The organism is Aeromonas sp. 160P, from assembly GCF_055193095.1.
The window spans coordinates 310300-333345 of record NZ_JBUXKV010000001.1 but is presented as its reverse complement, the minus strand read 5'-3'; the positions used below and the strand labels follow the sequence as shown (position 1 = coordinate 333345).

The following is a 23046-nucleotide window of genomic DNA, read 5'->3' as shown; positions in this document are numbered from 1 at the left end:
GGCTCCCATTTTTTGGACGTGGTCACGGAGATAAAAAAGCGAGGCGGGTGCCTCGCTGCTGTTTGGTGGGGGATTTGGCGGAGTCAGTATGAGCGGTTAGTTTGCTGCCAGGGTTGTGTTACCCGAGCCTTCCAGCCAGGTTTTGATCCGCTTGGCATCGGCAACCCGATCGTTGGTGGTCTCGGCATTGAGCAGCACCATGATCACCGGTTGGTGATTGACCTTGGTGCCGAGCACCAGACAGCGTCCTGCCTCGCGGATATAGCCGGTCTTGGAGAGGGTAAATTCCCACTGGCCTTCACGGATCAGCCGGTTGGAGTTGAGGTAGTGCAGCTGGTTCTTGTTGGTGCGCACATAGCTCTGCTCGTCGGTAGAGTATTGACGGATCAGGGGATAAGCCGACGCAGCCACGGCAAGTTTGGCCAGATCCTGGGCGGTGGAGACATTGCGCGGGTTGAGGCCGGTACTATCGGCGTAGCGGGTATTCCACATTCCCAGCATGCGGGCCTTGGCGTTCATCGCTTCAATGAAGGCGCGCTGACCACCAGGATAGTGACGGGCCAGTGCCGAGGCGGCGCGGTTTTCAGAGGACATCAGGGCGATATGGAGCATCTCGGCGCGGCTGAGCTTGGAGCCGATGGCCAGTCGCGAGCCGGTTCCCTTGATGCGATCTATGTCGGCATTGGTCACGGTGAGCATTTCGTTGAGGCGCAGGTTGGCATCCAGTACCACCAGCGCTGTCATCAGCTTGGTGAGGGAGGCGATGGGCATCACCCGGTTGCCGTTGCGCTCGGAGATCACCTCACCGGTTCTGTGATTCGCCACCACGAAGGCGGTTGAACTGAGGTTGGGCACATCCCGCCGCTCGAGAAAACCGCTGCTGCCCTTGTTGCTGGCGGAGAAGGGGTTGGCATGGGCACTGTCTATCGTGGCTGGCAGCATCACTGCACCAAGCAACAGGGGAAGGAGGAAACGCATCATGATGATCTGCTCTATCGGACGAAATACAGGGATATCTGGCTAAGTTATATGTCGTGAACTGGCGCTTCACAATCATTCTCACCTTGATATTGATAATTTACGGCATTCAGCGCCTTTTGGTGGCCCAGAATCGGCAACAGAGGTCTCTTTAGGGTCTTTTTAATGACCGGCAGGGGGGGAGATGGTGGTGATGCATGAGATGGCAGGCTAAAAGAATCGGGACCTGAAAGGTCCCGATTTACATGACAAAAACAACACCGTTTAGTGGATATCGTCCTGCTTGATCTTGAAGCGCATGGCGATCACCACGAACAGCAGCGGGCCTATGATGGTCCAGATACCGGTAGAAATATCCCCGGAGATAAAGGGGGCGACCACGGTGAAGACGTTACCGAAGGCGACCAGAACCAGGCTGATGATAGTGGCCAGTAGTACCGAGCCCGCGCTCTTGAAGAAGATCAGATCCTTGCCCAGCGCTGGATTGTTGCGATAGCGATACCAGGCGTAGATAAGGAACATGTAGGGCAGGGTCATACTGACGTTGGTCATGGTGATGATCAGTTCATAGAGGGCGGCGGCCCCTTCCGGGTTGATCAGGGTGAAGATGGATTTGGCGGCGATAAAAGCACAGACCACCCAGGCTTGTACCTTGAGCGCCTCAATCCTTACCCCATTCTTGTTTTCGCTCTGGAAACGCTCCGGCCAGAAGTAGCTCGGGGTGCCGGTGATGAACTGACGCAGCGGCGCATAAGATAGCGCGATAAAGGCACCCAGATAGCTCAGGAACATGCCAAGACCGGCAAAGCGCATGAAAATCTGGCCCAGCCACTCACCACCGAGATGGCGCCCCAGCTCCAGCATGATGATGAAGAGGGCGGAAAGGGAGGTGATCCCTTCGGCCGGGAAGTCGCTCCAGCGCATGATGGCGCCGACCGCCAGAAAGCCGATGATGTAGCAGATCACGATGAAGCCACCGGAGAGGAAGATGCCACGCTTGAGGTCGCGCTCCGGATCTTCCAGCTCGTCCGCTACGCCAGCCATCGCCTCAACCCCGCCGTAGGCGAAGATGGCGAACACCATGAAGCCGAGGAAAGGGATGATGTCGTTGAAGGCGGCGTTCGGTGACGCGGTCAGTGATGCTCCGGTAAGGGGCTCCTGCAGGGTCATGCCGCTTACCGCGAAGGTGAAGACGCCACCCACCAGCAGTAGCACGTTGAGGGCCACTACGGAGAGGCCACCGATGGCCGCCACCTTGGCGAAGCGGGCGCTGCCCAAAGTGATGAGTTTGGTGACGGTCGCGACCAGTGCGATGGCGACCACTCCCAACATGAAGGGGCCGAAGTCGATGCTGGTGCCGAACGTGACCGGAATGACGGTGATGTCGCGGCCAAATAGCATAAAGGAGAGGGGCACCCACATGGAGAGCGCCTTGCCAAACATCCAGATGACGTACGAGGCAAACCACATGGTCAGACCGATAAAGGCGAAGCGGGTTGATACTGAATGGCGCATCCAGGTAAAGATGCCGCCCGCCTCCTTGCGAAAGCCGGTGCCAAATTCAATCATCATCAAAATAAAAGGGATGAAGAAAAAAAGACCACCGACCACAAACATCGGAATAGCTGCATACCCCATGCGGTAAAAACCGATCCCGATATTAGTGACGCCAAATACCGATGTTAATATCATCAATATAAAGGCACCCAATTTCAGCTTTTTTGCTGACATATTTGACACTCCATTATTGTGCTGAATTTAAAACAACCAAAAATTAAACAAAAAACCTTTATTTGATTAATACATCAGGGGTGGCAACCTCATCCACCACTGGAGGTAAAGGGTCTGGCGGTGGGGGGCTGGATCGGTAAATCTGCCCAGTGATTCATCAATATTTGGACGGCTATGATTATGGCGATGACTGCGAGCGATATTAGGTAAGGTTCATCAGTAACCAGATGTGAATAATTTTATCACTAGTCGTGCTGGCTTGGTAAGTTCACTGGTGTGAGGCCGCTCAAGAAAAAATAGCAATGCCAGTAATTTGATACGCTACGGATGTAAATATTTACGCTGTTGATGGCATGATCCTCACCTTGGGAGCATGGCGCCTCTCGGTTGGATAAATAAACAGCAAGAACGTCGCTTTGATTATCCCAGGCGGGTTAACAAAACCCCGGCCGTAATAATGGCCGCCGCAGTGAGCCGCACTCGCCCCAGTGGCTCTTTCAGTAGCAAGACCGAGAGCAGCATGGCGAACAGCACGCTGCTTTCACGCAGGGCGGCCACTACCCCGATGGGCGCCTTGGTCATGGCCCAGATGACGATGCCATAGGCAAGCAGCGACATGGCCCCTCCCATGATACCGGTCAGCGCGTATTGGCGGATTTGATACCAGGCGTTGCGCCGCTGATGGATCAGCAGTACCACCAGCATCACCAGCCCGTTGCAGGCAAACAGCCAGAGGGTGTAGCGGATCGGCTCACCACCAACCCGAGCCCCGGCACCGTCCGAGAGGGTGTAGCCAGCGGTAAACATGGCAGTGATCAGTGCCGCCTTGATCGCTTTGCTGCCAAGTCGTTCTCGTCCGCCCCTCCAGGCCATCAACAAGACCCCCAGGATCAATACAACTGCCCCCAGTACGCCGTGAATACCCGGATAGTCAGCCAGTATTGCGGCACCCAGGATCATTGCCAACAAGGGCGCACAGCCACGGGCCAGCGGATAGATCTGGCCAAACTCTCCGTGGTTGTAAGCGCGGCTGAGAAACAGGCAGTAACCGGTATGGAGCAGGATCGAGAGGCCGAGCCAGGGTAATTCGGCAGCAGAGGGGAGCCCCATTGGCAACAGTGCCACGGCAGCGATAAGCCCGGAGAAGAGCGCTACCAGAGACACGCCAACCAGTCGCTCCTCGCCAATTTTGACCAGCGCATTCCAGCTGGCGTGAAGCAGGGCAGCCAGCAGAACGGCAAAAAAGACGGTGGTAGTCATTGGAAGGGGCTCTCGGGCGACAGGGGCCAATAGCATACTCGCCCTAACGGATGCGGGCTGGGATCTCCATCAAGGCTTCAGCTGCCCCAGCACTAGCTTGGGATGGGGATCGGTCTGCAGCGGAATATCTTGCAGCTGTGTGCCCTGCTGGTGGAGATGAATGATCCCGGCGGCCATCTTGCCCAGCTCCTCGTAACTGCTTATGGTGCCGATGGTGCAGCCGTGTTCAACGAACAGCTCGGCACTGCAGATGGTGGGGATGGAAGCCTCGTTGAGTGCATTCAGCAGACGGGGGGCGATGGAGAGCAGATAGCTGTCGGCGGCCAGAAAGACGATGTCGCTTTTGGCATCCTGTTGCAGCCGCTTCAGTTCGTTGTCCAGCCGCCGTTGATCAGGGGCCATCCGCCAGGTGACCATCTGCCACTGATAGCGCTTCGCCTCATTGAGCAGCATATCGGCCACCAGCAGGGTGTTCTGCTCCCGTGGGTTGAAGGGCAGCAACAGCCGTTTTCCGGTGGGGAGATGTTTACTGGCGTTGGCCAGCTGCAGCGGCATGGGGACCATGTTGCTCACCCCGGCGACCATGCTGTTCTGGGTTTTGTCTTCCGAGAGGAAGCCTGCCCCGACCGGATCGGAGACTACGTTGAAGATAAGGGGCTTGCGGTTTGCCACCAGACTCTTGGTCATGGCGGTGGCCGTGGTGCCAAAGGTGTAGATGTAGTCGTACTCCGCCAGTTTCGGCAGCATCTGCTGGCGCAACATGGTCGCCAGCGCGGTGCGATCCTGATCGGCATTGTAGGTAGTGATGGTGGCCTGATAGCCAAGGCGGGTCAGCTCTGCCCGAAAGCCCGCTTCGGCTGCGGTTTCGCCGCGCCACAGCACCATGGCAATAGAGAAGGCGTGAGCTGGTAGGGAGATCAACAACAGCAGTGTGGCAAGCAGTTGAACCTTCATTTTCTCCTCTCTCGTGCAGACCCTTGTCTGATGAGCTTAGGCTACTTCCTCTCGTGGTAAACGACGCCAAGCAAAAAGCGCGATGGCAAGCCATCGCGCTGTGGGGTCTGCAGGAGTTTGCTTAGAAGTCGTAGCGGGCGGCCAGCTGGAAGTCATCCTCGTTGGCGGTCGCTTTACCGGCAACGCTGTCCAGATTGTTGATGCGGTACTCGCCGATGACCCGCAGGTTCTTGTTGAACTTGTACTGGGCTCCCAGGGTGTAGTAGTCAATGGCATCGGTTTTCTTGCCGCCAGTGACTTCTTGTTCCTGCTTGTTCCACAAAGCCATCAGACCGAAGCCGTTTTCGAAGTTGTAGCCGAGCGCGGCTTCCCAGCCGGTGTGGTCGGTGCCGCTTTGGACAAAGTCAGAGCCATCGGCATAACTCAGGGCGGCATAGGCGGCCTTGTTGTCGTACTTGGCGGAGATCAGCCACAGCTTGGCGTCTTCGGTATTCTTTTCCTGACGCAGTCCTACGTTGTAGGCGGTACCCAGCGACAGGTTGAACGGGAAGGTGTAGGCCACTGCTGCTCCATAGGCTGGGTCAGCTGGGGAGGTCTTGCTGCTGCTCTTGTCTTCTTCTTGGCCGCCATCAAATTTGTAGCTGGTATCGATCTGGAAGCCATTGAACAGACCAGAGTATTTCAGCACGGAACCGGCGCGGTTGGTGGCGAAGGTATCGGTCTTGGCGCCCAGAGCCTCATTGCCGTAGCCGTCAGAGAGGGAGACATCTGTCCAGTCGGCCAGGAAGCCTGGGGCCCCTTTCTGGCGACCGAAGGTCACGGTGCCCCAGTCGGCGCCGACACCTGCAAATGCCAAGCGAGTACGCAAGTTTTCGCTTTCTTTAATTTGGCCTTTTGAATCGACAGTACCCGCAAGAGTTTTTTCGCTGTCGTTGATATACATCTGCACTTCGTACTGAGCCAGTGCCTTCAGACCGCTCTGGATCTGGGTTTCGGCCTTGGCGCCGAAGCGGACAAACTGGTTGGCTCCCTGCTTGGCGCTGTAATCCTTGGTGCCATTCGGGTTGGCAGTATCGACCCCTTCCTTCTTGTCACCGAAGAATTGACCGGCATAGATACGGCCATACAGATCCAGCATGGCGGTGTCATTTTTATACACTTCAACGGCTTGAGCCTGGAATGCGGCGGTCAGAGCCAGTGCCACTACAGTCAGCTTTTTCATCTTAATCCCTTGTGTTGCAAGCTTTTGTTTTGAAGACGGGGCCATGCTAGGCAGTGGGGATGACAGCGGGGTGACTGCGGGATGAAGAGTTAGTTGCAGTTAGGTTGCAATTAGATGAATTGGCTACAATCTTGTCCGCAACGGCTACTTTTGTGCGCAAAGGTTTGCCCTTGTGGTAGAATGCCGCCCGTTTTCGGGCCCCATAGGTTGGATATGCGATGAGACGTGAACTGGCAATCGAGTTTTCCCGAGTGACGGAAGCGGCTGCACTGGCTGGCTACAAGTGGCTCGGGCGTGGAGACAAGAATATCGCTGATGGGGCGGCCGTAGCGGCCATGCGCCACATTCTCAACCAGATCGACATCGATGGTGAGATTGTGATCGGCGAAGGTGAAATTGATGAAGCACCGATGCTCTATATCGGTGAAAAAGTGGGTACCGGACACGGTGATGCGGTCGATATCGCCGTTGATCCGATAGAAGGCACCCGCATGACCGCCATGGGTCAGTCTAATGCGCTGGCGGTGCTGGCGGTGGGCGACAAGGGCTCGTTCCTGAAAGCGCCTGACATGTACATGGAGAAGATCATTGTCGGTCCCAAGGCCAAAGGGTCGATCGACCTGAATCAGGCCCTCGAGCTGAACCTCAAGTCGGTGGCCAAGGCGCTGGGCAAGCCGCTCTCCCGCCTGACCGTCATTACCCTGGCCAAGCCGCGTCATGACAAGGCGATCAAGGAGATGCAGGGGCTGGGCGTGCGGGTGTTCGCCATTCCTGATGGTGACGTTGCTGCCTCCATCCTCACCTGTCTGCCGGACAGCGAAGTCGACATGCTTTACGGCATCGGCGGCGCACCGGAAGGGGTGATTTCGGCCGCGGTGATCCGCGCGCTGGATGGCGACATGCAGGCTCGTCTGGTGCCGCGTCACCGGGTCAAGGGCGACAGCCCGGAAGTGCGTGCGCTGGGCGAACAGGAAATTGCCCGCTGCGAAGCACTCGGTATCGATATCAGCAAGGTGCTCAAGCTGGAAGATATGGCGAAGAATGACAACGTCATCTTCTCCGCCACCGGCATCACCAAGGGTGATCTGCTGGACGGCATCAGCAGCGATGGTGTGATGGCGACCACCGAGACTCTGCTGATCCGTGGTAAATCTCGTACCATCCGTCGTATCAAGTCGATCCACTACCTTGAGCGCAAAGACAGCGTGGTACGCGATATCATCATGTAATGATGTTTCGCTGAACCGGCTGTTTTGCCTCAAAGCCCGATCGCCCGTGCGGTCGGGCTTTTTATTGTGCGCCAGCTACGTTTGTGCCGCCGCTTCGGCTATGGTGGCTCAGACCGTCCCAAAGGAGTGGAGTGTATGGAGTGTCGTAGCGGCTGCGCTGCCTGTTGCATCGCCCCCAGTATCAGCAGTGCCATTCCCGGCATGCCAGATGGCAAGCCGGCGGGTATCCCCTGTGTCCAGCTTGATGGCGTGCTTGGCTGCAAGATCTTCGGTCAACCGGAGCGGCCAGCGGTATGTGGTGGCTTTCGCCCCATGATGGATGTGTGTGGCAGCCACCGTGCCGAGGCCATTTGGCTGATCGGCGAGCTGGAGCGGCTGACCACCTGACGAGGGCAGGGCGAAGAGATAAAAAAAAGAGGCCGCACTGTGCGGCCTCTCGCGTCTCTGTGCGTCGGGATCAAATCCCTGCCAGCATTAGCGCCTGACGATAGTACTCGTTGGCCTTGTTGGTGAGGCGACGTTTGTCCATCAGCTGGCCAAGGGCATGGTAGGCGGCAGCGCTGGGGGCGCTGACGACTTCCTGCTCCAGCAGCTTCTGGGCATCGTCCAGCTGGCCAGCCAGCAGATAGAGCTGGGCCAGCGCCGTATCGACATTCGGTTGCCCCTGCTGCTTTTGCAGCAGTGCCAGTAGCGGCTGGTAGTTGTCGAGTTTCAGCTTGGGCAGGCGCGCCAGCAGCTGTGGCATCGGCTGCTTGCGCAGCGCCTCCTGCCACAGGGTGGCGGCCTCGTTGTCGGCACCCAGCTGGCGCAGCAAGTCGCCATAGCAGGCCAGCAGTTCCGGCTCGAGGCGCAGCTTGCGCGGCAGATCCTGCCACACCGCCTTGAGGGTTTCGAGGCTGCTTGCTGCCTGTTGCAGGCGACCACTCCATGCCTGTTGCAGCAGATCTTCTTCCTGTTTCGGGGTCAGCTTGCCCACCTTGTGCAGCGCCGGGATCAGATCGCACAGGGCGCTCCAGTCCTGACGGGCCAGATGCACCTGACGCAGCTGATCCAGCACCATGGGGTGGCGCGGGTTGAGGGCGTAGACCGACTCCAGCATCGCCAGTGCGGTGTCGTACTGGCCCTGTTCGATCTGCAATTGGGTTTGGGTCAGGGTCAGTGCTAGCTCGGCCTTGGGGTTCTCCTCCTGCGCTTTTTGCAGGTATTGATCCCGGCGGGCGTCGTCACCACGGGCCTGAGCCGCCTTGGCGGCGCTTAAGTAGTTGAGCAGCGGGGTGTCGCTGTTGCTGGCCCCCTTGATCATCAGCTTTTCAGCCTGACTGTAGTGCCCTTCGGCCATGGCCAGAGTGGCGGCAACGGTCTGCTGATTGGCCTTGCGGCGGCGGCGTGAGCCATACCAGCCTTGTGTCTTGCGACGCAGGCCGAATACCCGGCCCAGCAGCCACTCGATGAGCAGCAGGGCACCGTAGAACAGCACGGCCAGGATCACCGCGCTGGTGACGGAGGATTCGATGGTGTAATTGCCAAGGGCAATCAGTACATAGCCCTTGTTACCGGACGCTTGTGGGCCAAAGATCAGCCCTGCGACCATCACGGCAACCAGAATGATTATACGGATCATGGTGCCCTCCTCAGTTGCTGGCCAGAATGCGTTGCAGGCGTTCGGTCAGTACCTGTTCCAGCATGGCCTGAGTCTTGAACTGTTCCGGATAATCGATCTGGATCTGTTCGCCTTTGAGCTTGTCGATCTCCCCCTGCATATAGCGGGTAGCACTGTTTTCGGTGTCGAAGTATTGGGTCAGCCAGCGCTGTGCCTTGTCCAGACTGTCTTCATAGAGCGTTTGCTGCTCGCGGTACACCGAGATTTGTGCCTGCAGCAACTTGGTTTTGAGGTTTTCACGCAGGAAGATCTCTTGTTGCGGTGAGAGCAGCGCCTCCACCGCGCCATCGCGGCGACGAATGGTGACGAAGTTTTCGGTGAACTTGACCCAGTTCTTCTTCAGGTTGCTCTCCCACTCGTCGGGATTGGCGGTGACCGCCTGATCAGCCTCAAGCTTGGCTTCCGGCATGCTGACGGTAGAGAGGGGCAACAGCTCGATCTGATCTTCGAGGGCGGCCAGTTTGAGGGTCAGCCCCTCACGGTCAATACGCGGCATCCCCTTGAGCTTGGCGATGTCTTCCGCCAATGCCTTGCGGATTGGCATCAGGCTGGGGTCGTTCAGGGCTCTGATCCGCTCGTCGGCATTGCCAAGCAGTGTGATAGCAGAGATGAGGTCATGCTCCAGCCACAGCTTGCGGCCTGCCATCCGCACCAGATACTCGGATTCGGCCAGCATCCAGTCGTTGGGGCGCTTGTCGTTCAGATCCAGCACCCGGTTTTGTAGCCCCTGCATCTCGCCCTGCAGTCGTTGCTGGGTTTGATCCAGCGTGGCCAGCTGTGCGGCATCCTTGCTGCTGGTCTGGTCGATCTTGCTCAGGGCGCTCGCCAGCTGCTGCTTGAGCTGGGCCAGTTCGGCCTGCTGGGTAACGGCACTCTGGTGACCGTGCAGATAGAGCCCACCAGTCAGGCCAAGGGCCAGCAGAATGGCGACTCCGCCCAGCACAGTACCGGAGCGGCTCTTGCTGTTATTGACCACAGCGGTGGGCTGGGGTTTGACCTGGGATTCTTGTTGTTCTGTCATTCCATCTTCCTCAGTTCCAGTGCGGCCATCAGGGCCTGGTTGGATGCACCTTGGGCAATCGTGATATGGATAAAGCCCGCCGCGCTGGCCATCTCGGCCACCCGGGGGCTGGGAACCACCAGTTGGCGGTCAAAAAGCCAGGGCCGCTGGTGGTCGGGCACCAGCTCCAGCAGCCGTTGCAGCAGTTCACCACTGGTGATCAGCAGGCTATCCAGCCCCGCTGCTTGCCAGTGGTGGGTTAATTGTTCCCCGTCGAACTCGGGGTAGTGGCGCTCGTAGGCCGCACAATAGTGCACCAGAGCACCGCGTGAGGCCAGCGTGTCGGCGATCAGCTCCCGTCCGCCATTGCCCCGCAGGATCAGCACCCGTTTGCCAACCAATTGTTGCAGGGCGGGCAGCGCCAGCAGCCCCTCACTGCGTGGGTCATCCGGGCAGATCGCCGCGATACCGATGGCGGCAAAGGCATCTGCGCTGGCTTGACCTACGGCAAAGTACTCAATATGTGGCCAGGTCTGACCAGTTTGCAACAGAAAATCGTGTGCAAAATGAATGGCATGGATGCTGACGGCGATAACCATGTCGGCACTGTGCAGCAGGTCTGGCAGGCGGGAAAGTTCACTGCCCGCCACGGTTTCCAGCAGCGGGCAGCAGAGTGGTGCATGACCTTGCTGGCGCAGCAACTGCACCAGCTCGGCGGCCTGAGCGGCCGGACGCACCACCAGCGGGATCATCCGCGGTAGACCTCGGCCAGAATCACGTCGGCACCGGCGGCCAGCAGGCGCTGGGCCAGCTGTTCGCCGAGGGCTTCGCCGTCGCTCACCGAGCCACGGATCTCGTCACGGATCACTTGAGTGCCATCCGGGCTACCCACCAGACCACGCAGCCAGATCTGGTCGCCATCGATCAGGGCATAGGCACCGATAGGGACCTGACATCCCCCTTGCAGGGCGCGGTTCATGGCCCGCTCGGTCAGCACCCGGGCGCGGGTCTCGGCGTGCTCCAGCGGCGCCAGCAGGGCGTGCAGCTCAACATCGTCAAGGCGGCACTCGATGCCGACGGCCCCCTGGCCGTTGGCAGGCAGGCTCTGTTCCGGTTCGATAAAGGCCGCAATGCGGTGTGCCATCTCCAGTCGTTTCAGACCGGCGGCGGCGAGAATAATGGCGTCATATTCACCGCCATCCAGCTTGGCCAGGCGGGTGTTGACGTTGCCACGCAGGTCGCGGATCACCAGATCCGGGCGGGCGGCGCGCAGCTGGCACTGGCGACGCAGGCTGGAGGTGCCGACCACGGCCCCTTGCGGCAACTCGGCAATGGCCTTGAAACGGTTGGAAACGAAGGCATCGCGGGGATCTTCCCGCTCGCAGATGGTGTGCAGGCCTAGCCCCTCAGGGAACTCCACCGGCACATCTTTCATGGAGTGAACGGCGATATCGGCTCGTCCTTCCAGCATGGCGGTTTCCAGCTCCTTGACGAACAACCCTTTGCCACCGACCTTGGCCAGCGGGGTATCGAGGATCTTGTCACCCTGAGTGCTCATGGGCACCAGTTCTACCTGCAGCTGCGGGTGCAGGGCTTCGAGCCGGTCTTTGACAAAGTTGGCCTGCCACAGGGCCAGCGGGCTCTTGCGAGTGGCAATTTTCAGGGTTCGGGCTGCCATATCAATCAGTTGTTTCATTTTTAGGAGGAAATCGATATTACCACCCTTTGCCCGGGCTTTCATGGCGCAGCCGGCAAAAGCGCGGACAGGCTCAAAAATGCAGGTTGAAAATGATTTTCATTAAGAGTTTGTAGATGGCTAAGATATTGAAAATATTTAAATTTAAAGATATCCCTTGATACTTAATGTGGTCATACCAGAAATAATCAGGTGATTCGCGGTGGGCTTGTTTACCACTGCTGCTGGCATTGTTAACATGATCACACTTTTTTGACGTATCCCCCTTTTGGTGCGTCATTTTTACCTTGGTGATAGGCAGGGCATTGCAGGAACACATAGATACGCTGGTTGCGCGTTATGACGACATTACCCGTCTCAAGACGCAACGGGCGTTAGGCCTCATGAGTCGCTACGGGCAGCAGGTATTTCAACTGCTGCCCGTCATGCTGCACTTCAATCACCCCCTGCTGCCAGGCTATGTTTCTGGCGATGTCCCTCATGGTATCTGGAGCTTCAGCGCTACTGCCGAACAGCAAGCCTTTATCGATGACCTTTGTCGCAACGCCAACTGCCTGAATGGTCTGGCAACCCAGGATCGCGCGATTCAGGGACTCTACTCCATGGGCAGTACCTCCTCCATCGGCCAATGCTGTCACTCGGATCTCGATATCTGGGTCTGCCACGTGGCCGGTTTGTCGCAGGAGCGGCTTGAACTGCTGGATCAGAAGTGTCAGCAACTCTCCAAGTGGGCCGAGCAGCGTGGGGTCGATCTCAACTTTTTCCTGATCCCGGAAGACAAGTTCCGCCAGACCAACGATGCCCAGATGCAGGGGGAGAGCTGCGGCAGTGCCCAGCACCTGCTGTTGCTCGACGAGTTCTATCGCAGTGCCATGCATATCGCGGGCAAACGCTTGATCTGGTATCTGGTGCCCATCGCCTGTGATGACCACTACGACGCCTATGTGAACGAACTGTTCGAGAGCGGCAAGCTCAAGCAGGACGACTGGCTCGATCTGGGCAGTTTTGACCGCATTCCGGCCGAGGAGTACTTCGGCTCCGCCTTGTGGCAGCTCTACAAGGGGATTGACTCCCCTTACAAGGCGGTGCTCAAGTCGGTGCTGATGGAGGCCTACTCCCACGAGTATCCCGACACCCGTCTGCTGTCGATGATCGGTCGCGACTGGTTCCAGCATAACGAGGGGATGCACTACCGGCTCGACAACTACTCTCTGATGCTGGACAAGGTGACCAACTACCTCAAGTCCATCGGCGACATGGCGCGGCTCGATCTGGTGCGCCGCTGCTTCTACCTCAAGGTGTGTGACGGCCTCAGCCATCCCAAAGATGATCACTCCCCCGAGTGGCGCCGTGGGCAAATGAGCCAGCTGGTCTCCTACTGGGGGTGGAGTCAGCAGAAGCTGTATCAGCTCGATCACCGCCACGAGTGGAAGATCGAAGAGGTGAAGATCGCCCACGCCGAGTTGCTGGAGGCCCTGATGCAGAGCTACCGCAACCTGATCCAGTTCGCCCGCCGCAACAACATTAGCGAGTCGATCAACCCGGAAGATATCGGCATTCTGTCGCGCAAGCTCTACGCTGCCTTCGAAAGCTTGCCGGGCAAGGTACAGCGCATCAACCTCAAGATTGCGCCGGATCTCAGCGAGCCGGATCTCAGCTTGGTACAGGTGCCCCATGGTCGTCTGAATCGTGCCGGTTGGTACCTCTACAAACATTCGCTGGAGCCGGCGGACATCATTGGTCGTGCGCCACTCGAGTTCAACGGCTACATCAGCAAGCTGGTCTCCTGGGCCTATTTCAACGATCTGCTGACGCCCCAGTCGCGGGTACACCTGTTCAATCAGGGCTCGGATCTGCACATCGACAATCTGCACCAGTTCTGCCGCGATCTCTCCGGTTGTTTCCCCGAGAAGTATCCGCTGGCCACCAACCTGGCCCTCAGCCGCCCGTGCGAGATCCGTCAGCTCTCCATCTTTCTCAATCTGGAGATGGACCCGACCAGCCACTGGGTCGGTCAGGTGATCGAATTTGATGCCAACACCGTGGATGTCTTCTCGTTTGGCCGCAATCAGGAGTGTCTGGTGGGCTCGGTGGATCTGGTCTATCGCAACTCCTGGAGCGAGATCCGCACCCTGCACTTCCAGGGGGATGAAGCTGTGGTCGATGCCCTCACCACCATCCTCGGCAAGATGCACCAGGATGCTGCTGCCCCCGAGATGATCGAGGTGTTTTGCTACAGCCAACATTTCCGCTCATTGCTGCGATCCCGCTTCGAGACCCTGGTGGCTGAGTGTATCGATCTGCGCCTGGCCCGTGACAAGCAGCAGTTGGTCAAGACCATGGCGCTCGGCAAGGAGAAGTACGGCATCTTCTTCGAACGGCGCGGGGTGTCGGTGAAGAAGCTGGAAAACGCCATCGATTTTTACCGCCACATCTCCCACAACAAGCTGGATCACCTGCCGCTGCGGCTCGACAAGACCCATAGCCAGCATCTGCCGAGCATCGTCGATGCCTACGCCAGCGAAGGCTTGGTGCAGTTCTTCTTCGATACCCGGGATGCAGGGACCAACATCTACATCCTCGATGAGGCGAACCGGGTGGAGATTTACCAGCATTTTGCCGGCAACAAGGATGAGCTGGTGGCTGGGGTCAACCGCTTCTACACCTCCAGTCACGAGCGGTTCAGTGACGACGGTCAGTTCATCAACTTCAACCTGCCCCAGTACTATGAGATAGTGCAGCAGGGTGGTGAGTTGGCGGTGATCTCCTACCGCAGTCAGGGCATGTTGCGGGAGCAGGCGCCGCCGACCCGGGAAGTGGGCTGACCCACCAGTTGGCATCGCCATAAAAAACGGCCTGCAATTGCAGGCCGTTTGCTTTTGAGGCAGATCAGACGCCGAGACGGGCCAGCAGCCAGTGGCGAATATCATCGAGCTGCGGACGGCAGATCTCGTGACGCATCGGGTACTCGTGCCACTCGGGAGCGAGCCCGGCACTTTCCAGTTGGTTCTTGGCATCCCACCCGAGCGACAGGCTCACCACATCGTCATAGATGCCGTGCATGTAGCAGATGGGCAGGGTGCGAGCCGCTTCGCTCATCTCGTCTATCAGCTTGTCCGCGGCGGCCAGATAGGTAGACATGCAGAGCAGGCCCGCCAGCCGGGCGCGGTAGCGTAGCGCGGTGAAGGAGGCAATCACTCCGCCCTGAGAGAAGCCCACCAGCACGATGCGCTCGGGGGCAAGCCCGTCGGCCACCAGTTGATCGAGCAATGCGGCAATCTGGTCGGCCGATTCACGGACATGGGACTCCACGGCCCGCTCGGCGGGATCCTCGAAGCTCTTGATGTCGTACCAGCCGCGCATCTTGTAGCCCATGTTAATGGTGATCGGCCGCTCGGGGGCATCCGGCAGCAGGTGACGCACCGGCAGCTCGGTGGGCAGGTCCAGCGCGTCGACCAGCGGGGCGAGACCAGCGCCGGAATCCCCCAGCCCGTGCAGCCAGATCACCGCATGGCGGGCATCCTGCGGGTGCAGGTCGATCATGGGAACACCACAGTTTCACCCGCCTGCGTGGTGCAGGAGCGGCTCAGCAGGGCTTTCAGCTCGTGACCGAAGCGGTTGTCGATCCAGGTTTCACCCTGTAGTTCGAAGTGGAAGCCGTTTTCGCGGGTAGCGACCCAGATCTGGTGCAGCGGCTCCTGCTTGTTGATGATGACCTTGGTCTTGTTCTCGAAAGAGAGGGTCAATACGCCGCCGTTGCGTTCGCAATCGATATCGGGATACCCCTCGTCGATAATGTCTTCCACATACTGGAAAAAGGTGTCGGTCAGGGCGTGATACTGGTGATCCTTCATCGGTTTATCCTGTTGCTTTTAACAATGTGAGTGCGATTATAGAGGGCCAAAAATTTTTTCGCAGCGAACCATTATGATCACCCAGTTCACCAAGTGTCTGCTTGCCACTCTTCTGTCCCTCGGGTTGGCCGCGTGCGGTCTGAAGGGGCCGCTCTATATGCCGCCCCCCGAGCAGCCACAGAGCCAGAGTACACCGCAATCGGCACCGCCTGCGACCTCCGAGGCAGCCACCGAGGCCGCGCCGCACTAATGCCGCACCCATTCTAGGAAGGAACCGCCCCCTTGGATCACTTTAACTACGACGCCGACGGCCAGCTTCAGGCCGAGCAAATCTTACTGCAGCAGCTTGCCGAGCAGTACGGTACCCCGCTTTACGTCTACTCCCGTGCGACTCTTGAGCGCCACTGGCACGCCTTCGACACGGCGGCTGGCAATATTCCCCATCTGATCTGCTATGCGGTGAAGGCCAACTCCAACCTGGCGCTGCTCAACCTGCTGGCCCGTCTGGGTTCCGGGTTTGACATCGTCTCCGGTGGCGAGCTGTCGCGGGTGCTGGCGGCGGGCGGTGATCCGGCCAAAGTGGTCTTCTCCGGGGTGGCCAAGAGCGAAGCCGAGATGCGCCTCGCGCTGGATAAAGAGATCCTCTGTTTCAATCTGGAGTCGGAAGCCGAGCTGGAGCGCCTCAATCGGGTGGCGGGCAGCATGGGCAAGAAGGCCCGTGTCTCGGTGCGGGTCAATCCGGACATCGATGCCGGTACTCACCCCTATATCTCCACCGGCCTCAAGCAGAACAAGTTCGGCATCCCCATCGAGCTGGCGCCAGCTATCTACCGCAAGGCGGCGGCGATGGCGAACATCGAGATCGTCGGGGTGGATTGCCATATCGGCTCCCAGCTCACCGAGCTCAACCCCTTCATGGAGGCGGCAGACAAGCTGCTGCGGCTTATCGACGAGCTGGCGGCGGAGGGGATCCGCATTCACCACCTGGACGTGGGCGGCGGCCTCGGGGTCAACTATGGCGCCGAGCAGCCGCCCCATCCCACCGAATATGCCGAAGCGCTCAAGAAGAAGCTGGCGGGTCGGGATCTGACCCTGCTGTTCGAGCCGGGCCGTGCCATCGTCGCCAATGCCGGCGTGCTACTGACCCGGGTCGAGTACCTGAAGCCGGGCGAGACCCGCAACTTCGCGCTGATCGATGCCGGCATGAACGACATGCTGCGCCCCTCGCTCTACGGCGCCTGGATGAACATCATCGAGGTGGATAGCCGTGCTGGCCATGCTCCCGCGCTTTATGACGTGGTGGGCCCGGTGTGCGAGACCGGCGACTTCCTCGGCAAGGAGCGCACCCTGGCCATTGCCGAGGGTTCCCTGCTGGCGGTGCGTTCGGCCGGTGCCTACGGCTTTACCATGTCATCCAACTACAACACCCGCCCCCGTGCCGCCGAAGTATTGGTAGATGGTGCCGAGTCGCACCTGATCCGTGAGCGGGAGCAGTTGGCCGATCTCTGGCGCGGTGAGCACCTACTGCCCTGATGACGCAGCGTTGGACAATGACTTCATAGTGGTTGATGGTGAATTTTTACAGCCCTGATAGCAGAGCACAGCAATGCACGATGTTGATGGACTCTTCCGGGATGCATGGGGCTATGGACAACGACTTCATAGTGGTTGATGGTGAATTTTTACAGCCCTGACAGCAGAGCACAGCAATGCACGATGTTGATGGACTCTTCCGGGATGCATAGGGCTGTGGACAATGACTGACGCCCCTTGGTTTGGTGAATTTTTACAGCCCTAACAGCACAGGAATGCACGATGTTGATAGATTTTTCCAAGATGCATGGCTTGGGCAACGACTTTATGGTGGTGGATGGCGTCACCCAGAAGGTCTTTTTCAGCAATGATGTCATCAAGAAGCTGGCAGATCGCCACTTCGGGATCGGCTTTGACCAGCTGTTGCTGGTCGAGCCCCCCTATGATCCGGAACTCGACTTCCACTACCGCATTTTCAATGCCGATGGCAGCGAGGTGGAGCAGTGTGGCAACGGCGCCCGCTGTTTTGCCCGCTTCGTCCGCCTCAAGGGGCTGATCAACCGGGATCGCATCGCCGTCAGCACCTCTCGTGGCCGCATTATGCTGCAGCTCGAAGGGGAGAATCAGGTCACGGTCAACATGGGTGTCCCCCAGTTCGAGCCGAGCAAGATCCCGTTTCGGGCTCAAAAAGCAGAAAAAACCTACCTGTTGCGGGTGCAGGAGCATACCGTGATGTGTGGCGCTGTCTCCATGGGCAATCCTCACTGCGTCATTGATGTACCGTCGGTTGCCGATGCACCGGTCGCCGTGTTGGGGGCCATCATGGAGCGCAACGAGCGTTTTCCCGAGCGGGTCAACGTCGGCTTCTCCGAGGTGGTCAACGCCAGCGAGATCAAGCTGCGGGTATTCGAGCGCGGGGTCGGTGAGACCTTGGCCTGTGGTACTGGCGCGTGCGCCGCTGTGGTGGTCGGCATCAGTCAGGGCAAGCTCAAGGAGCGGGTCACTGTCACCCTGCCTGGCGGCAAGCTGACCATCGCCTGGAAGGGGCCGGGGCAACCTGTCTATATGACCGGGCCCGCCGAGCATGTGTTTGACGGCCAGATAGAGGTTTAGGTAGAGGGGGCGAATGCCCCCTTTGCCCATGTTATCGGGGCGGTAAGCCCTGTTTTTCTAATGGATCACCCAATTTATGAGCGAGCTCAAACGGCAGGAGCAAGCGGTGGACGAAGCCGCTGTGCTGGAGTACCTGTCCCGTTACCCCGAATTTTTCCAGCGCCACGTCACCGTGCTGGACCGGATCCGTATTCCCCATGAACGTAAGGGCTCCGTCTCGCTGGTAGAGCGCCAGCTGGATCGTCAGCGTGAGCGGATTGAGCAGTTGGAGCTGGAGATCACCGAGCTGATGGGCATTGCCAGCGAGAACGAGCGGATCTTCCGGGTCTATGCCGATCTCTATGGCGAGCTATACGGTTGCCAGACCCTGTTTGAGGTGAGTGCTGTGATGGGCAAAGCCTTTGTCCAGCGGTTGCGGCTGACCGGGTTGCGACTCTGGCTCAATCCCAAGCGCTTTGCCCTGAGCGGGCCCGAGCAGCGCTTTCTGGCGCAGGGCAAGCAGCTCGAATCCCTGCTGGGCCAGCGTCTTCCAGGGCAGGATTACTACTTTGGCCGCCTGAGCCAGAGCGAGAAGCAGGCGCTGTTTGGCCACGATGTGCTGGTTAACTCGGTCGCCCTGATGCGGCTCGGCGATCTTGGGATGCTGGCCTTCGCCAGCTCGGATCCGAGCCACTTCAGCCCGCACAATGACACCCTGCTGCTGGGCCAGTTGGGTCGCTTGCTGCAGTTGCGTCTGCCCGAGTTGACCCGTGGCTAGGGAATCGGCCAATACACCGCCAGCCTCTGAGCCGCTGCCGTCAGCACTGGCGGACGAGCTGGCGGCATTTATCGAATACCTGAGGGTCGAGCGCCAGCTCAGCCCCCATACCCGTACCAACTATCAGGGGCATCTCGACGCCATGACCGCCGAGCTGGTGCGACTGGGTCTTTGCGACTGGGGCCAGCTCGATGCGAGTCAGGTGCGCAGTCTGGTGACCCGGATGCACAAAGGGGGGCTGGCGCCCCGTTCGCTCGCCACCAAGGTCTCTGCGCTGCGCAGCTTCTGCGACTGGCAGGTGCGACAGGGGCGGCTGACCGCCAATCCGGCCCGTGGCATCGTCACCCCCAAGCAGGGGCGGCCGCTGCCGAAAAACCTCGATGTGGACGAGATGTACCAGCTGCTCAACATCACCGATGAGCAGGATCCACTGGCGGTGCGGGATCGCGCCATCATGGAGCTGATGTACTCGTCAGGGTTGCGTCTCGCCGAGCTGGTGGGGGTCAATCTGGTGGATCTGAAGCTTGATGATCGTCAACTCAAGGTGACCGGCAAAGGCTCGCGGGAGCGAGTGCTGCCCATCGGTCGGATGGCGGTCGAGTGGCTGCAAAAGTGGCTTAAAGTGCGCCCGCTGCTGGCCGGGGATGAGAGCGAGGCGCTGTTTCTCTCCAGTCGCAAGCAGCGGCTGTCGGCTCGTTCGGTGCAGGCCCGCCTCGATGGCTGGGGCAACAAGCAGGCGCTCAATGCCCACGTCCATCCCCACAAGCTGCGTCACAGCTTTGCCACCCATATGCTGGAGTCCTCCGGCGATCTGCGGGCGGTACAGGAGCTGCTGGGGCACGCCGACCTCTCTACCACCCAGATCTACACCCATCTCGACTTCCAGCATCTGGCCAAGGTCTATGACAGCGCCCACCCAAGGGCCAAGCGTGACCCGGATGCGCAGGAAGATGAATAACGGGCCCTGAGCCCCCGTCGCAGAGGAGAGTCCATGCACTTCTATCGCCGCTGGCAGCCGGTTGCTGCCATCTCGTTTGATCTCGATGACACCCTCTATGACAACGGCCCCGCCATCGTGCGCGCCGAGCAGTGGATGCTCGGCCATCTGCGCAGCGAATATCTGGCCACCGCCATGCTCGACCAGCCACGCTGGCTGGCGCTCAAGCGTAGCGTGTTGAAAGATATGCCCGAGCTGCACCACGATGTCAGTCTGGCACGCCAGCAGACCATCCGCGCCGCCATGGTCGCGGGGGGCATGGCTGACCAGCAGGCCAGTCGTGAGGCAGAGCAGGTATTTGCCGCGTTTCTGGCACAGCGCTCGAAGATCGAGGTAAGCGAATCAACTCATCATCTGCTGGCCAGATTGGCCGAGCGCTATCCGCTGGTGGTGATCACCAACGGCAATCTGGATCTGGCGCAAGCAGGACTGGATCGCTACTTCACGCTGATCTGCAAGGCGGGGGTGGGCGCCAGAATGAAACCGGCGGCGGATATGTTTGAGCAGACCCGCAGCGCCCTCAAACTGCCACCTGAGCAGATCCTCCATGTGGGGGACCATCCCGAGACCGATGTGCTGGGCGCTCGCTTGCATGGCTTTCGTGCCGCCTGGCTCAATGAGCGGCAGCAGCCGTGGCATTCAGTGCAACTGCTGCCAGATGTCGAGATCAATGGGCTGGAGGAGTTGGCCGGGCTGCTGCTTTGAGGGTGGTTAGGAGCTTGGCTGCTTGCTGTATTGATCTGGTGACCCATAATTATGAGCAGTTTGCTTCGGCAAACAGATTGGAATACTCATAACATGGATGGACATGACTATGCCTACGATCGACTCCTTGCTGGCGGAACCCAAACTGCTGCCCCAGATCCCTGAAGTGATGCGCGACTTGATTCAGACGTTCAACGAAAAAGACCCTGATCTGCTTAAGATCAGTAAATTGATTAACAAGGATCCGGTCATCTCTGCCAAGTTGTTGCGCTTGGCCAACTCGGCCAAATTTGGCAGCAGTCGTCAGGTCGCCACCGTCAATGAGGCGGCGGTTCGGCTGGGGTTGGCGATGGTGCGCAACATGGTGCTGGCTTGCGGGCTCACCGAATCAGTCAAAGCGGTGCCTGGCATCAATCTCCAACACTTCTGGGGTTGTGTTTTCAACGTAGCGGAGCTGGCCCGTCGTCTGGCCGTCAAGAAAGGGATGAAGGGGGAGGAGGTCTTTACCTGCGCACTGCTGCACGATCTTGGTCGCCTCATCATGCATGTGGGACTGCCAGAAAATACGGTGAATCACATTCACGATCTGGAGCAACATAAAGGGCGAGCCAAGGCGGAGGAGCTGGTGATTGGCTTCAATTATGCTCAGGTCGGAGCGGCGATGGCCAGATACTGGAAGTTTCCAGACACCATCAGCAATGCGGTGGAGTATCACTACAACCCCATGAAGGCGAAAGAGTTTTCCTCAGAGGCAGGGTTTATCCATCTGGCCATCGTGTTGGCGGCCCAGTCCGATGTAGGGGAGGAAGCCCCCCCCGAGTGGCCTCAGAAAGTGGCGGAACAACTGGGGCTGACATGGGCCGATTGTGCTGCCCAGTTCAGCGCGCTGCGGGAGCAGGGCAACGGCTATGCGGGGTTATTGGCAGCCTGAGCCGATTCACTTGATGTTGCCAGGGGCCTATATGGCCCCTTTTTCATGACGAAAGAATCTGCAGGCTTGTCAGCCCGGGAGTAGCGGGGCACTCTTTACCTTTCACTTTCCGTTTGAGAGCCTTTGCCATGATTGCCTCCTCCCGCCTGATCCTGCGCGAAATGATCGCCACCGACGCCCCCTTCATTCTTGAGCTGCTCAATGATGGCGACTTTTATCGCTACATCGGCGATCGGGGCATTCGGACTCTGGCGCAGGCGCAGGAGTATATCCAGCAGGGGCCTGCGGTGAGCTATGCCCGCTACGGCCATGGCCTTTATCTGGTTGAGCGAAAGGAAGATGGTGCCTGCCTCGGCATTTGCGGCCTGATCAAGCGCGATACCCTGGAGCAGGTCGATATCGGTTATGCCTTCCTGCCGCAATATCGTGGTCAGGGCTATGCCATCGAAGCGGCGCAGGCTGCCCTTGCCGATGGCAAAAGCCGATTGGGGATTGGGCAAGTAGTCGCCATCGTCACCCCTGGCAACGAGCGTTCCATCGGCCTGTTGGCCAAGCTGGGGCTGGTGCGCAGCCGTCTGGTCAAGCTGGGTGAAGATAGTGACGAATGCCTGCTGTTGGAGCAGTGACCGGCAAGTCAGAGAATTGGAGAAGGAATAGTGAAGTGCTGCTCAGGCTGAACGACAAGCAAGAGAGTGGATCTGGATAAAGGGCGCGAGAGGGAAAAGCAAATAGGCCGCCGTGAGTTGCGGCCTGTCTGCATCGGGCGCTGCCGGTGGGCAGGCAGGATCAGTTGAGGTCTTCGATGGAGAACTCTGTAATTTTATATAACCAAATGATTTTAATGGTTATTGTTTTTTATTTTTGTCTCATGATTCTTTTAAACCCCACACTAAACCCCGCAACTAAAAACTCAAGCTAGTTATAGTCTCGGTAGAGCATGACCAAACTGCTTTGCTAATCGGTTAGATGTTCGTGCTGAATGTTGAGAGCCTCTGCCAGTCGTGCGAGCTGCTGGCGGGTGAGTTGGTAGTCAGGTTGCTCCAAGGCCACCAGCTCACTCAGCGACATACCCACCCGCTCAGCCAGATCAGTCTGACTCAGGCCCCGGTAGTTGCGCCAGGCAGGCAGCAGTGAAAGACCTTGCTCGAATTGCAGTACTATCACTTCGTGGGGGAAGTAAATTTTGTCATCGCTCATGGTTGTTTCTTCTTTCATGGGGGGACTGATAACACATTGGCGGACTACTCCTCCCAGGGGCCGTACCAGACATCGCTCAATGGGTGGATCTGCTGGGATACAACCCAAGACTGACTGGGCCGCCTGTCCCCGATCAGCTATCACAGGATTACTATATGTGGAGTTTCAGCCCATATATATGGAGCTTATCACCCCCGCAGAGGGGGCGGAGGCTCAAGCTAACCGCTCG

At 58.7% G+C, this 23046-nt stretch carries 23 protein-coding genes; 11 read left to right on the top strand and 12 right to left on the bottom strand.

Annotation, left to right across the window (positions count from 1 at the left end; all coding sequences use genetic code 11):
- Positions 1–96: 96 nt before the first annotated feature.
- From pbpG to ACY8FN_RS01555, 5 genes are all read right to left on the bottom strand, one after another.
- Positions 97–984 carry a D-alanyl-D-alanine endopeptidase gene (gene pbpG / locus ACY8FN_RS01575; protein WP_303843316.1) on the bottom strand — a complete coding sequence of 296 codons (888 nt, stop codon included), beginning with the start codon at positions 982–984 and terminating at the stop codon, positions 97–99.
- Positions 985–1242: 258 nt separating this feature from the next.
- A complete protein-coding gene (gene yjeM / locus ACY8FN_RS01570) occupies positions 1243–2709 on the bottom strand; it encodes a glutamate/gamma-aminobutyrate family transporter YjeM (protein ID WP_463099060.1) in 1467 nt (488 codons plus the stop codon).
- 420 nt (positions 2710–3129) lie between these two features.
- Positions 3130–4005, bottom strand: coding sequence for a DMT family transporter (locus ACY8FN_RS01565; RefSeq protein ID WP_463099059.1), 876 nt, complete (start codon positions 4003–4005; stop codon positions 3130–3132).
- Positions 4006–4038: 33 nt separating this feature from the next.
- Positions 4039–4923 (bottom strand): ABC transporter substrate-binding protein, encoded by an 885-nt coding sequence (locus ACY8FN_RS01560; protein WP_463099058.1) that lies wholly within the window; start codon positions 4921–4923, stop codon positions 4039–4041.
- Positions 4924–5044: 121 nt separating this feature from the next.
- Positions 5045–6145, bottom strand: coding sequence for a porin (locus tag ACY8FN_RS01555; protein ID WP_463099057.1), 1101 nt, complete (start codon positions 6143–6145; stop codon positions 5045–5047).
- 218 nt (positions 6146–6363) lie between these two features.
- Between ACY8FN_RS01555 and glpX the strand changes: the two genes are divergently transcribed.
- Positions 6364–7374, top strand: a complete 1011-nt coding sequence (glpX, locus tag ACY8FN_RS01550) for a class II fructose-bisphosphatase (RefSeq protein ID WP_101323452.1) — start codon at positions 6364–6366, stop codon at positions 7372–7374.
- 135 nt (positions 7375–7509) lie between these two features.
- On the top strand, positions 7510–7761 hold the full coding sequence (locus ACY8FN_RS01545) for a YkgJ family cysteine cluster protein (RefSeq protein WP_463099056.1): 252 nt from the start codon (positions 7510–7512) through the stop codon (positions 7759–7761).
- Between the two features lie 70 nt (positions 7762–7831).
- Here the strand turns inward: ACY8FN_RS01545 and ACY8FN_RS01540 are convergent, their stop codons facing one another.
- Genes ACY8FN_RS01540 through hemC form a run of 4 tightly spaced genes read right to left on the bottom strand, consistent with a single transcriptional unit; the run spans position 7832 to position 11712 of the window.
- Entirely contained in the window at positions 7832–8995 is a 1164-nt protein-coding gene (locus tag ACY8FN_RS01540; protein WP_303843238.1) for a heme biosynthesis HemY N-terminal domain-containing protein, read from the bottom strand.
- Positions 8996–9005: 10 nt separating this feature from the next.
- The gene (locus tag ACY8FN_RS01535; RefSeq protein ID WP_139691153.1) at positions 9006–10055 is read right to left on the bottom strand and encodes a uroporphyrinogen-III C-methyltransferase; all 1050 of its coding nucleotides are present in this window, start codon (positions 10053–10055) and stop codon (positions 9006–9008) included.
- Entirely contained in the window at positions 10052–10786 is a 735-nt protein-coding gene (locus ACY8FN_RS01530; protein WP_463099055.1) for a uroporphyrinogen-III synthase, read from the bottom strand. The genes ACY8FN_RS01535 and ACY8FN_RS01530 overlap by 4 nt, the downstream gene beginning before the upstream one ends.
- Positions 10783–11712, bottom strand: coding sequence for a hydroxymethylbilane synthase (gene hemC, locus ACY8FN_RS01525; RefSeq protein ID WP_139728313.1), 930 nt, complete (start codon positions 11710–11712; stop codon positions 10783–10785). Before hemC ends, ACY8FN_RS01530 begins: the two co-directional genes overlap by 4 nt.
- Before the next feature lie 323 nt (positions 11713–12035).
- On the opposite strand from hemC, the gene ACY8FN_RS01520 reads away from it, so the two are divergent.
- Positions 12036–14555: a class I adenylate cyclase gene (locus tag ACY8FN_RS01520; RefSeq protein WP_139719376.1), complete on the top strand. Its 2520-nt coding sequence runs from the start codon at positions 12036–12038 to the stop codon at positions 14553–14555.
- A gap of 64 nt (positions 14556–14619) precedes the next feature.
- On the opposite strand, the gene ACY8FN_RS01515 is transcribed toward ACY8FN_RS01520, so the two are convergent.
- Positions 14620–15273, bottom strand: a complete 654-nt coding sequence (locus tag ACY8FN_RS01515) for an alpha/beta hydrolase (protein WP_463099054.1) — start codon at positions 15271–15273, stop codon at positions 14620–14622.
- Positions 15270–15584, bottom strand: a complete 315-nt coding sequence (gene cyaY, locus ACY8FN_RS01510) for an iron donor protein CyaY (RefSeq protein WP_042024573.1) — start codon at positions 15582–15584, stop codon at positions 15270–15272. The genes ACY8FN_RS01515 and cyaY overlap by 4 nt, the downstream gene beginning before the upstream one ends.
- A gap of 73 nt (positions 15585–15657) precedes the next feature.
- Between cyaY and lptM the strand changes: the two genes are divergently transcribed.
- From lptM to ACY8FN_RS01470, 8 genes are all read left to right on the top strand, one after another.
- Positions 15658–15834: an LPS translocon maturation chaperone LptM gene (gene lptM / locus ACY8FN_RS01505; RefSeq protein WP_139728293.1), complete on the top strand. Its 177-nt coding sequence runs from the start codon at positions 15658–15660 to the stop codon at positions 15832–15834.
- A gap of 32 nt (positions 15835–15866) precedes the next feature.
- A complete protein-coding gene (lysA, locus tag ACY8FN_RS01500) occupies positions 15867–17117 on the top strand; it encodes a diaminopimelate decarboxylase (protein WP_463099053.1) in 1251 nt (416 codons plus the stop codon).
- 282 nt (positions 17118–17399) lie between these two features.
- On the top strand, positions 17400–18230 hold the full coding sequence (gene dapF / locus ACY8FN_RS01495) for a diaminopimelate epimerase (protein ID WP_042024577.1): 831 nt from the start codon (positions 17400–17402) through the stop codon (positions 18228–18230).
- A 76-nt stretch (positions 18231–18306) separates the two neighbouring features.
- Positions 18307–18987, top strand: a complete 681-nt coding sequence (locus tag ACY8FN_RS01490; RefSeq protein ID WP_162515508.1) for a DUF484 family protein — start codon at positions 18307–18309, stop codon at positions 18985–18987.
- On the top strand, positions 18980–19945 hold the full coding sequence (gene xerC / locus ACY8FN_RS01485) for a tyrosine recombinase XerC (RefSeq protein ID WP_139719369.1): 966 nt from the start codon (positions 18980–18982) through the stop codon (positions 19943–19945). Before ACY8FN_RS01490 ends, xerC begins: the two co-directional genes overlap by 8 nt.
- A gap of 33 nt (positions 19946–19978) precedes the next feature.
- Entirely contained in the window at positions 19979–20689 is a 711-nt protein-coding gene (locus ACY8FN_RS01480; RefSeq protein ID WP_463099052.1) for an HAD-IA family hydrolase, read from the top strand.
- 109 nt (positions 20690–20798) lie between these two features.
- On the top strand, positions 20799–21620 hold the full coding sequence (locus ACY8FN_RS01475) for an HDOD domain-containing protein (protein ID WP_101320688.1): 822 nt from the start codon (positions 20799–20801) through the stop codon (positions 21618–21620).
- A 128-nt stretch (positions 21621–21748) separates the two neighbouring features.
- A complete protein-coding gene (locus ACY8FN_RS01470; RefSeq protein WP_463099051.1) occupies positions 21749–22246 on the top strand; it encodes a GNAT family N-acetyltransferase in 498 nt (165 codons plus the stop codon).
- A 328-nt stretch (positions 22247–22574) separates the two neighbouring features.
- On the opposite strand, the gene ACY8FN_RS01465 is transcribed toward ACY8FN_RS01470, so the two are convergent.
- Positions 22575–22817: a helix-turn-helix domain-containing protein gene (locus ACY8FN_RS01465; protein ID WP_463099050.1), complete on the bottom strand. Its 243-nt coding sequence runs from the start codon at positions 22815–22817 to the stop codon at positions 22575–22577.
- Positions 22818–23046: the final 229 nt, after the last annotated feature.

What these genes read in the sequence shown, in the direction of transcription:
- yjeM (WP_463099060.1), bottom strand. Translation starts at nt 2,709, where the DNA reads ATGTCAGCAAAAAAGCTGAAATTGGGTGCCTTTATATTGATGATATTA.
- ACY8FN_RS01565 (WP_463099059.1), bottom strand. Translation starts at nt 4,005, where the DNA reads ATGCTATTGGCCCCTGTCGCCCGAGAGCCCCTTCCAATGACTACCACC.
- ACY8FN_RS01560 (WP_463099058.1), bottom strand. Translation starts at nt 4,923, where the DNA reads ATGAAGGTTCAACTGCTTGCCACACTGCTGTTGTTGATCTCCCTACCA.
- ACY8FN_RS01555 (WP_463099057.1), bottom strand. Translation starts at nt 6,145, where the DNA reads ATGAAAAAGCTGACTGTAGTGGCACTGGCTCTGACCGCCGCATTCCAG.
- glpX (WP_101323452.1), top strand. Translation starts at nt 6,364, where the DNA reads ATGAGACGTGAACTGGCAATCGAGTTTTCCCGAGTGACGGAAGCGGCT.
- ACY8FN_RS01545 (WP_463099056.1), top strand. Translation starts at nt 7,510, where the DNA reads ATGGAGTGTCGTAGCGGCTGCGCTGCCTGTTGCATCGCCCCCAGTATC.
- ACY8FN_RS01540 (WP_303843238.1), bottom strand. Translation starts at nt 8,995, where the DNA reads ATGATCCGTATAATCATTCTGGTTGCCGTGATGGTCGCAGGGCTGATC.
- ACY8FN_RS01535 (WP_139691153.1), bottom strand. Translation starts at nt 10,055, where the DNA reads ATGACAGAACAACAAGAATCCCAGGTCAAACCCCAGCCCACCGCTGTG.
- ACY8FN_RS01530 (WP_463099055.1), bottom strand. Translation starts at nt 10,786, where the DNA reads ATGATCCCGCTGGTGGTGCGTCCGGCCGCTCAGGCCGCCGAGCTGGTG.
- hemC (WP_139728313.1), bottom strand. Translation starts at nt 11,712, where the DNA reads ATGGCAGCCCGAACCCTGAAAATTGCCACTCGCAAGAGCCCGCTGGCC.
- ACY8FN_RS01515 (WP_463099054.1), bottom strand. Translation starts at nt 15,273, where the DNA reads ATGATCGACCTGCACCCGCAGGATGCCCGCCATGCGGTGATCTGGCTG.
- cyaY (WP_042024573.1), bottom strand. Translation starts at nt 15,584, where the DNA reads ATGAAGGATCACCAGTATCACGCCCTGACCGACACCTTTTTCCAGTAT.
- lptM (WP_139728293.1), top strand. Translation starts at nt 15,658, where the DNA reads ATGATCACCCAGTTCACCAAGTGTCTGCTTGCCACTCTTCTGTCCCTC.
- dapF (WP_042024577.1), top strand. Translation starts at nt 17,400, where the DNA reads ATGTTGATAGATTTTTCCAAGATGCATGGCTTGGGCAACGACTTTATG.
- ACY8FN_RS01490 (WP_162515508.1), top strand. Translation starts at nt 18,307, where the DNA reads ATGAGCGAGCTCAAACGGCAGGAGCAAGCGGTGGACGAAGCCGCTGTG.
- ACY8FN_RS01480 (WP_463099052.1), top strand. Translation starts at nt 19,979, where the DNA reads ATGCACTTCTATCGCCGCTGGCAGCCGGTTGCTGCCATCTCGTTTGAT.
- ACY8FN_RS01475 (WP_101320688.1), top strand. Translation starts at nt 20,799, where the DNA reads ATGCCTACGATCGACTCCTTGCTGGCGGAACCCAAACTGCTGCCCCAG.
- ACY8FN_RS01470 (WP_463099051.1), top strand. Translation starts at nt 21,749, where the DNA reads ATGATTGCCTCCTCCCGCCTGATCCTGCGCGAAATGATCGCCACCGAC.
- ACY8FN_RS01465 (WP_463099050.1), bottom strand. Translation starts at nt 22,817, where the DNA reads ATGAGCGATGACAAAATTTACTTCCCCCACGAAGTGATAGTACTGCAA.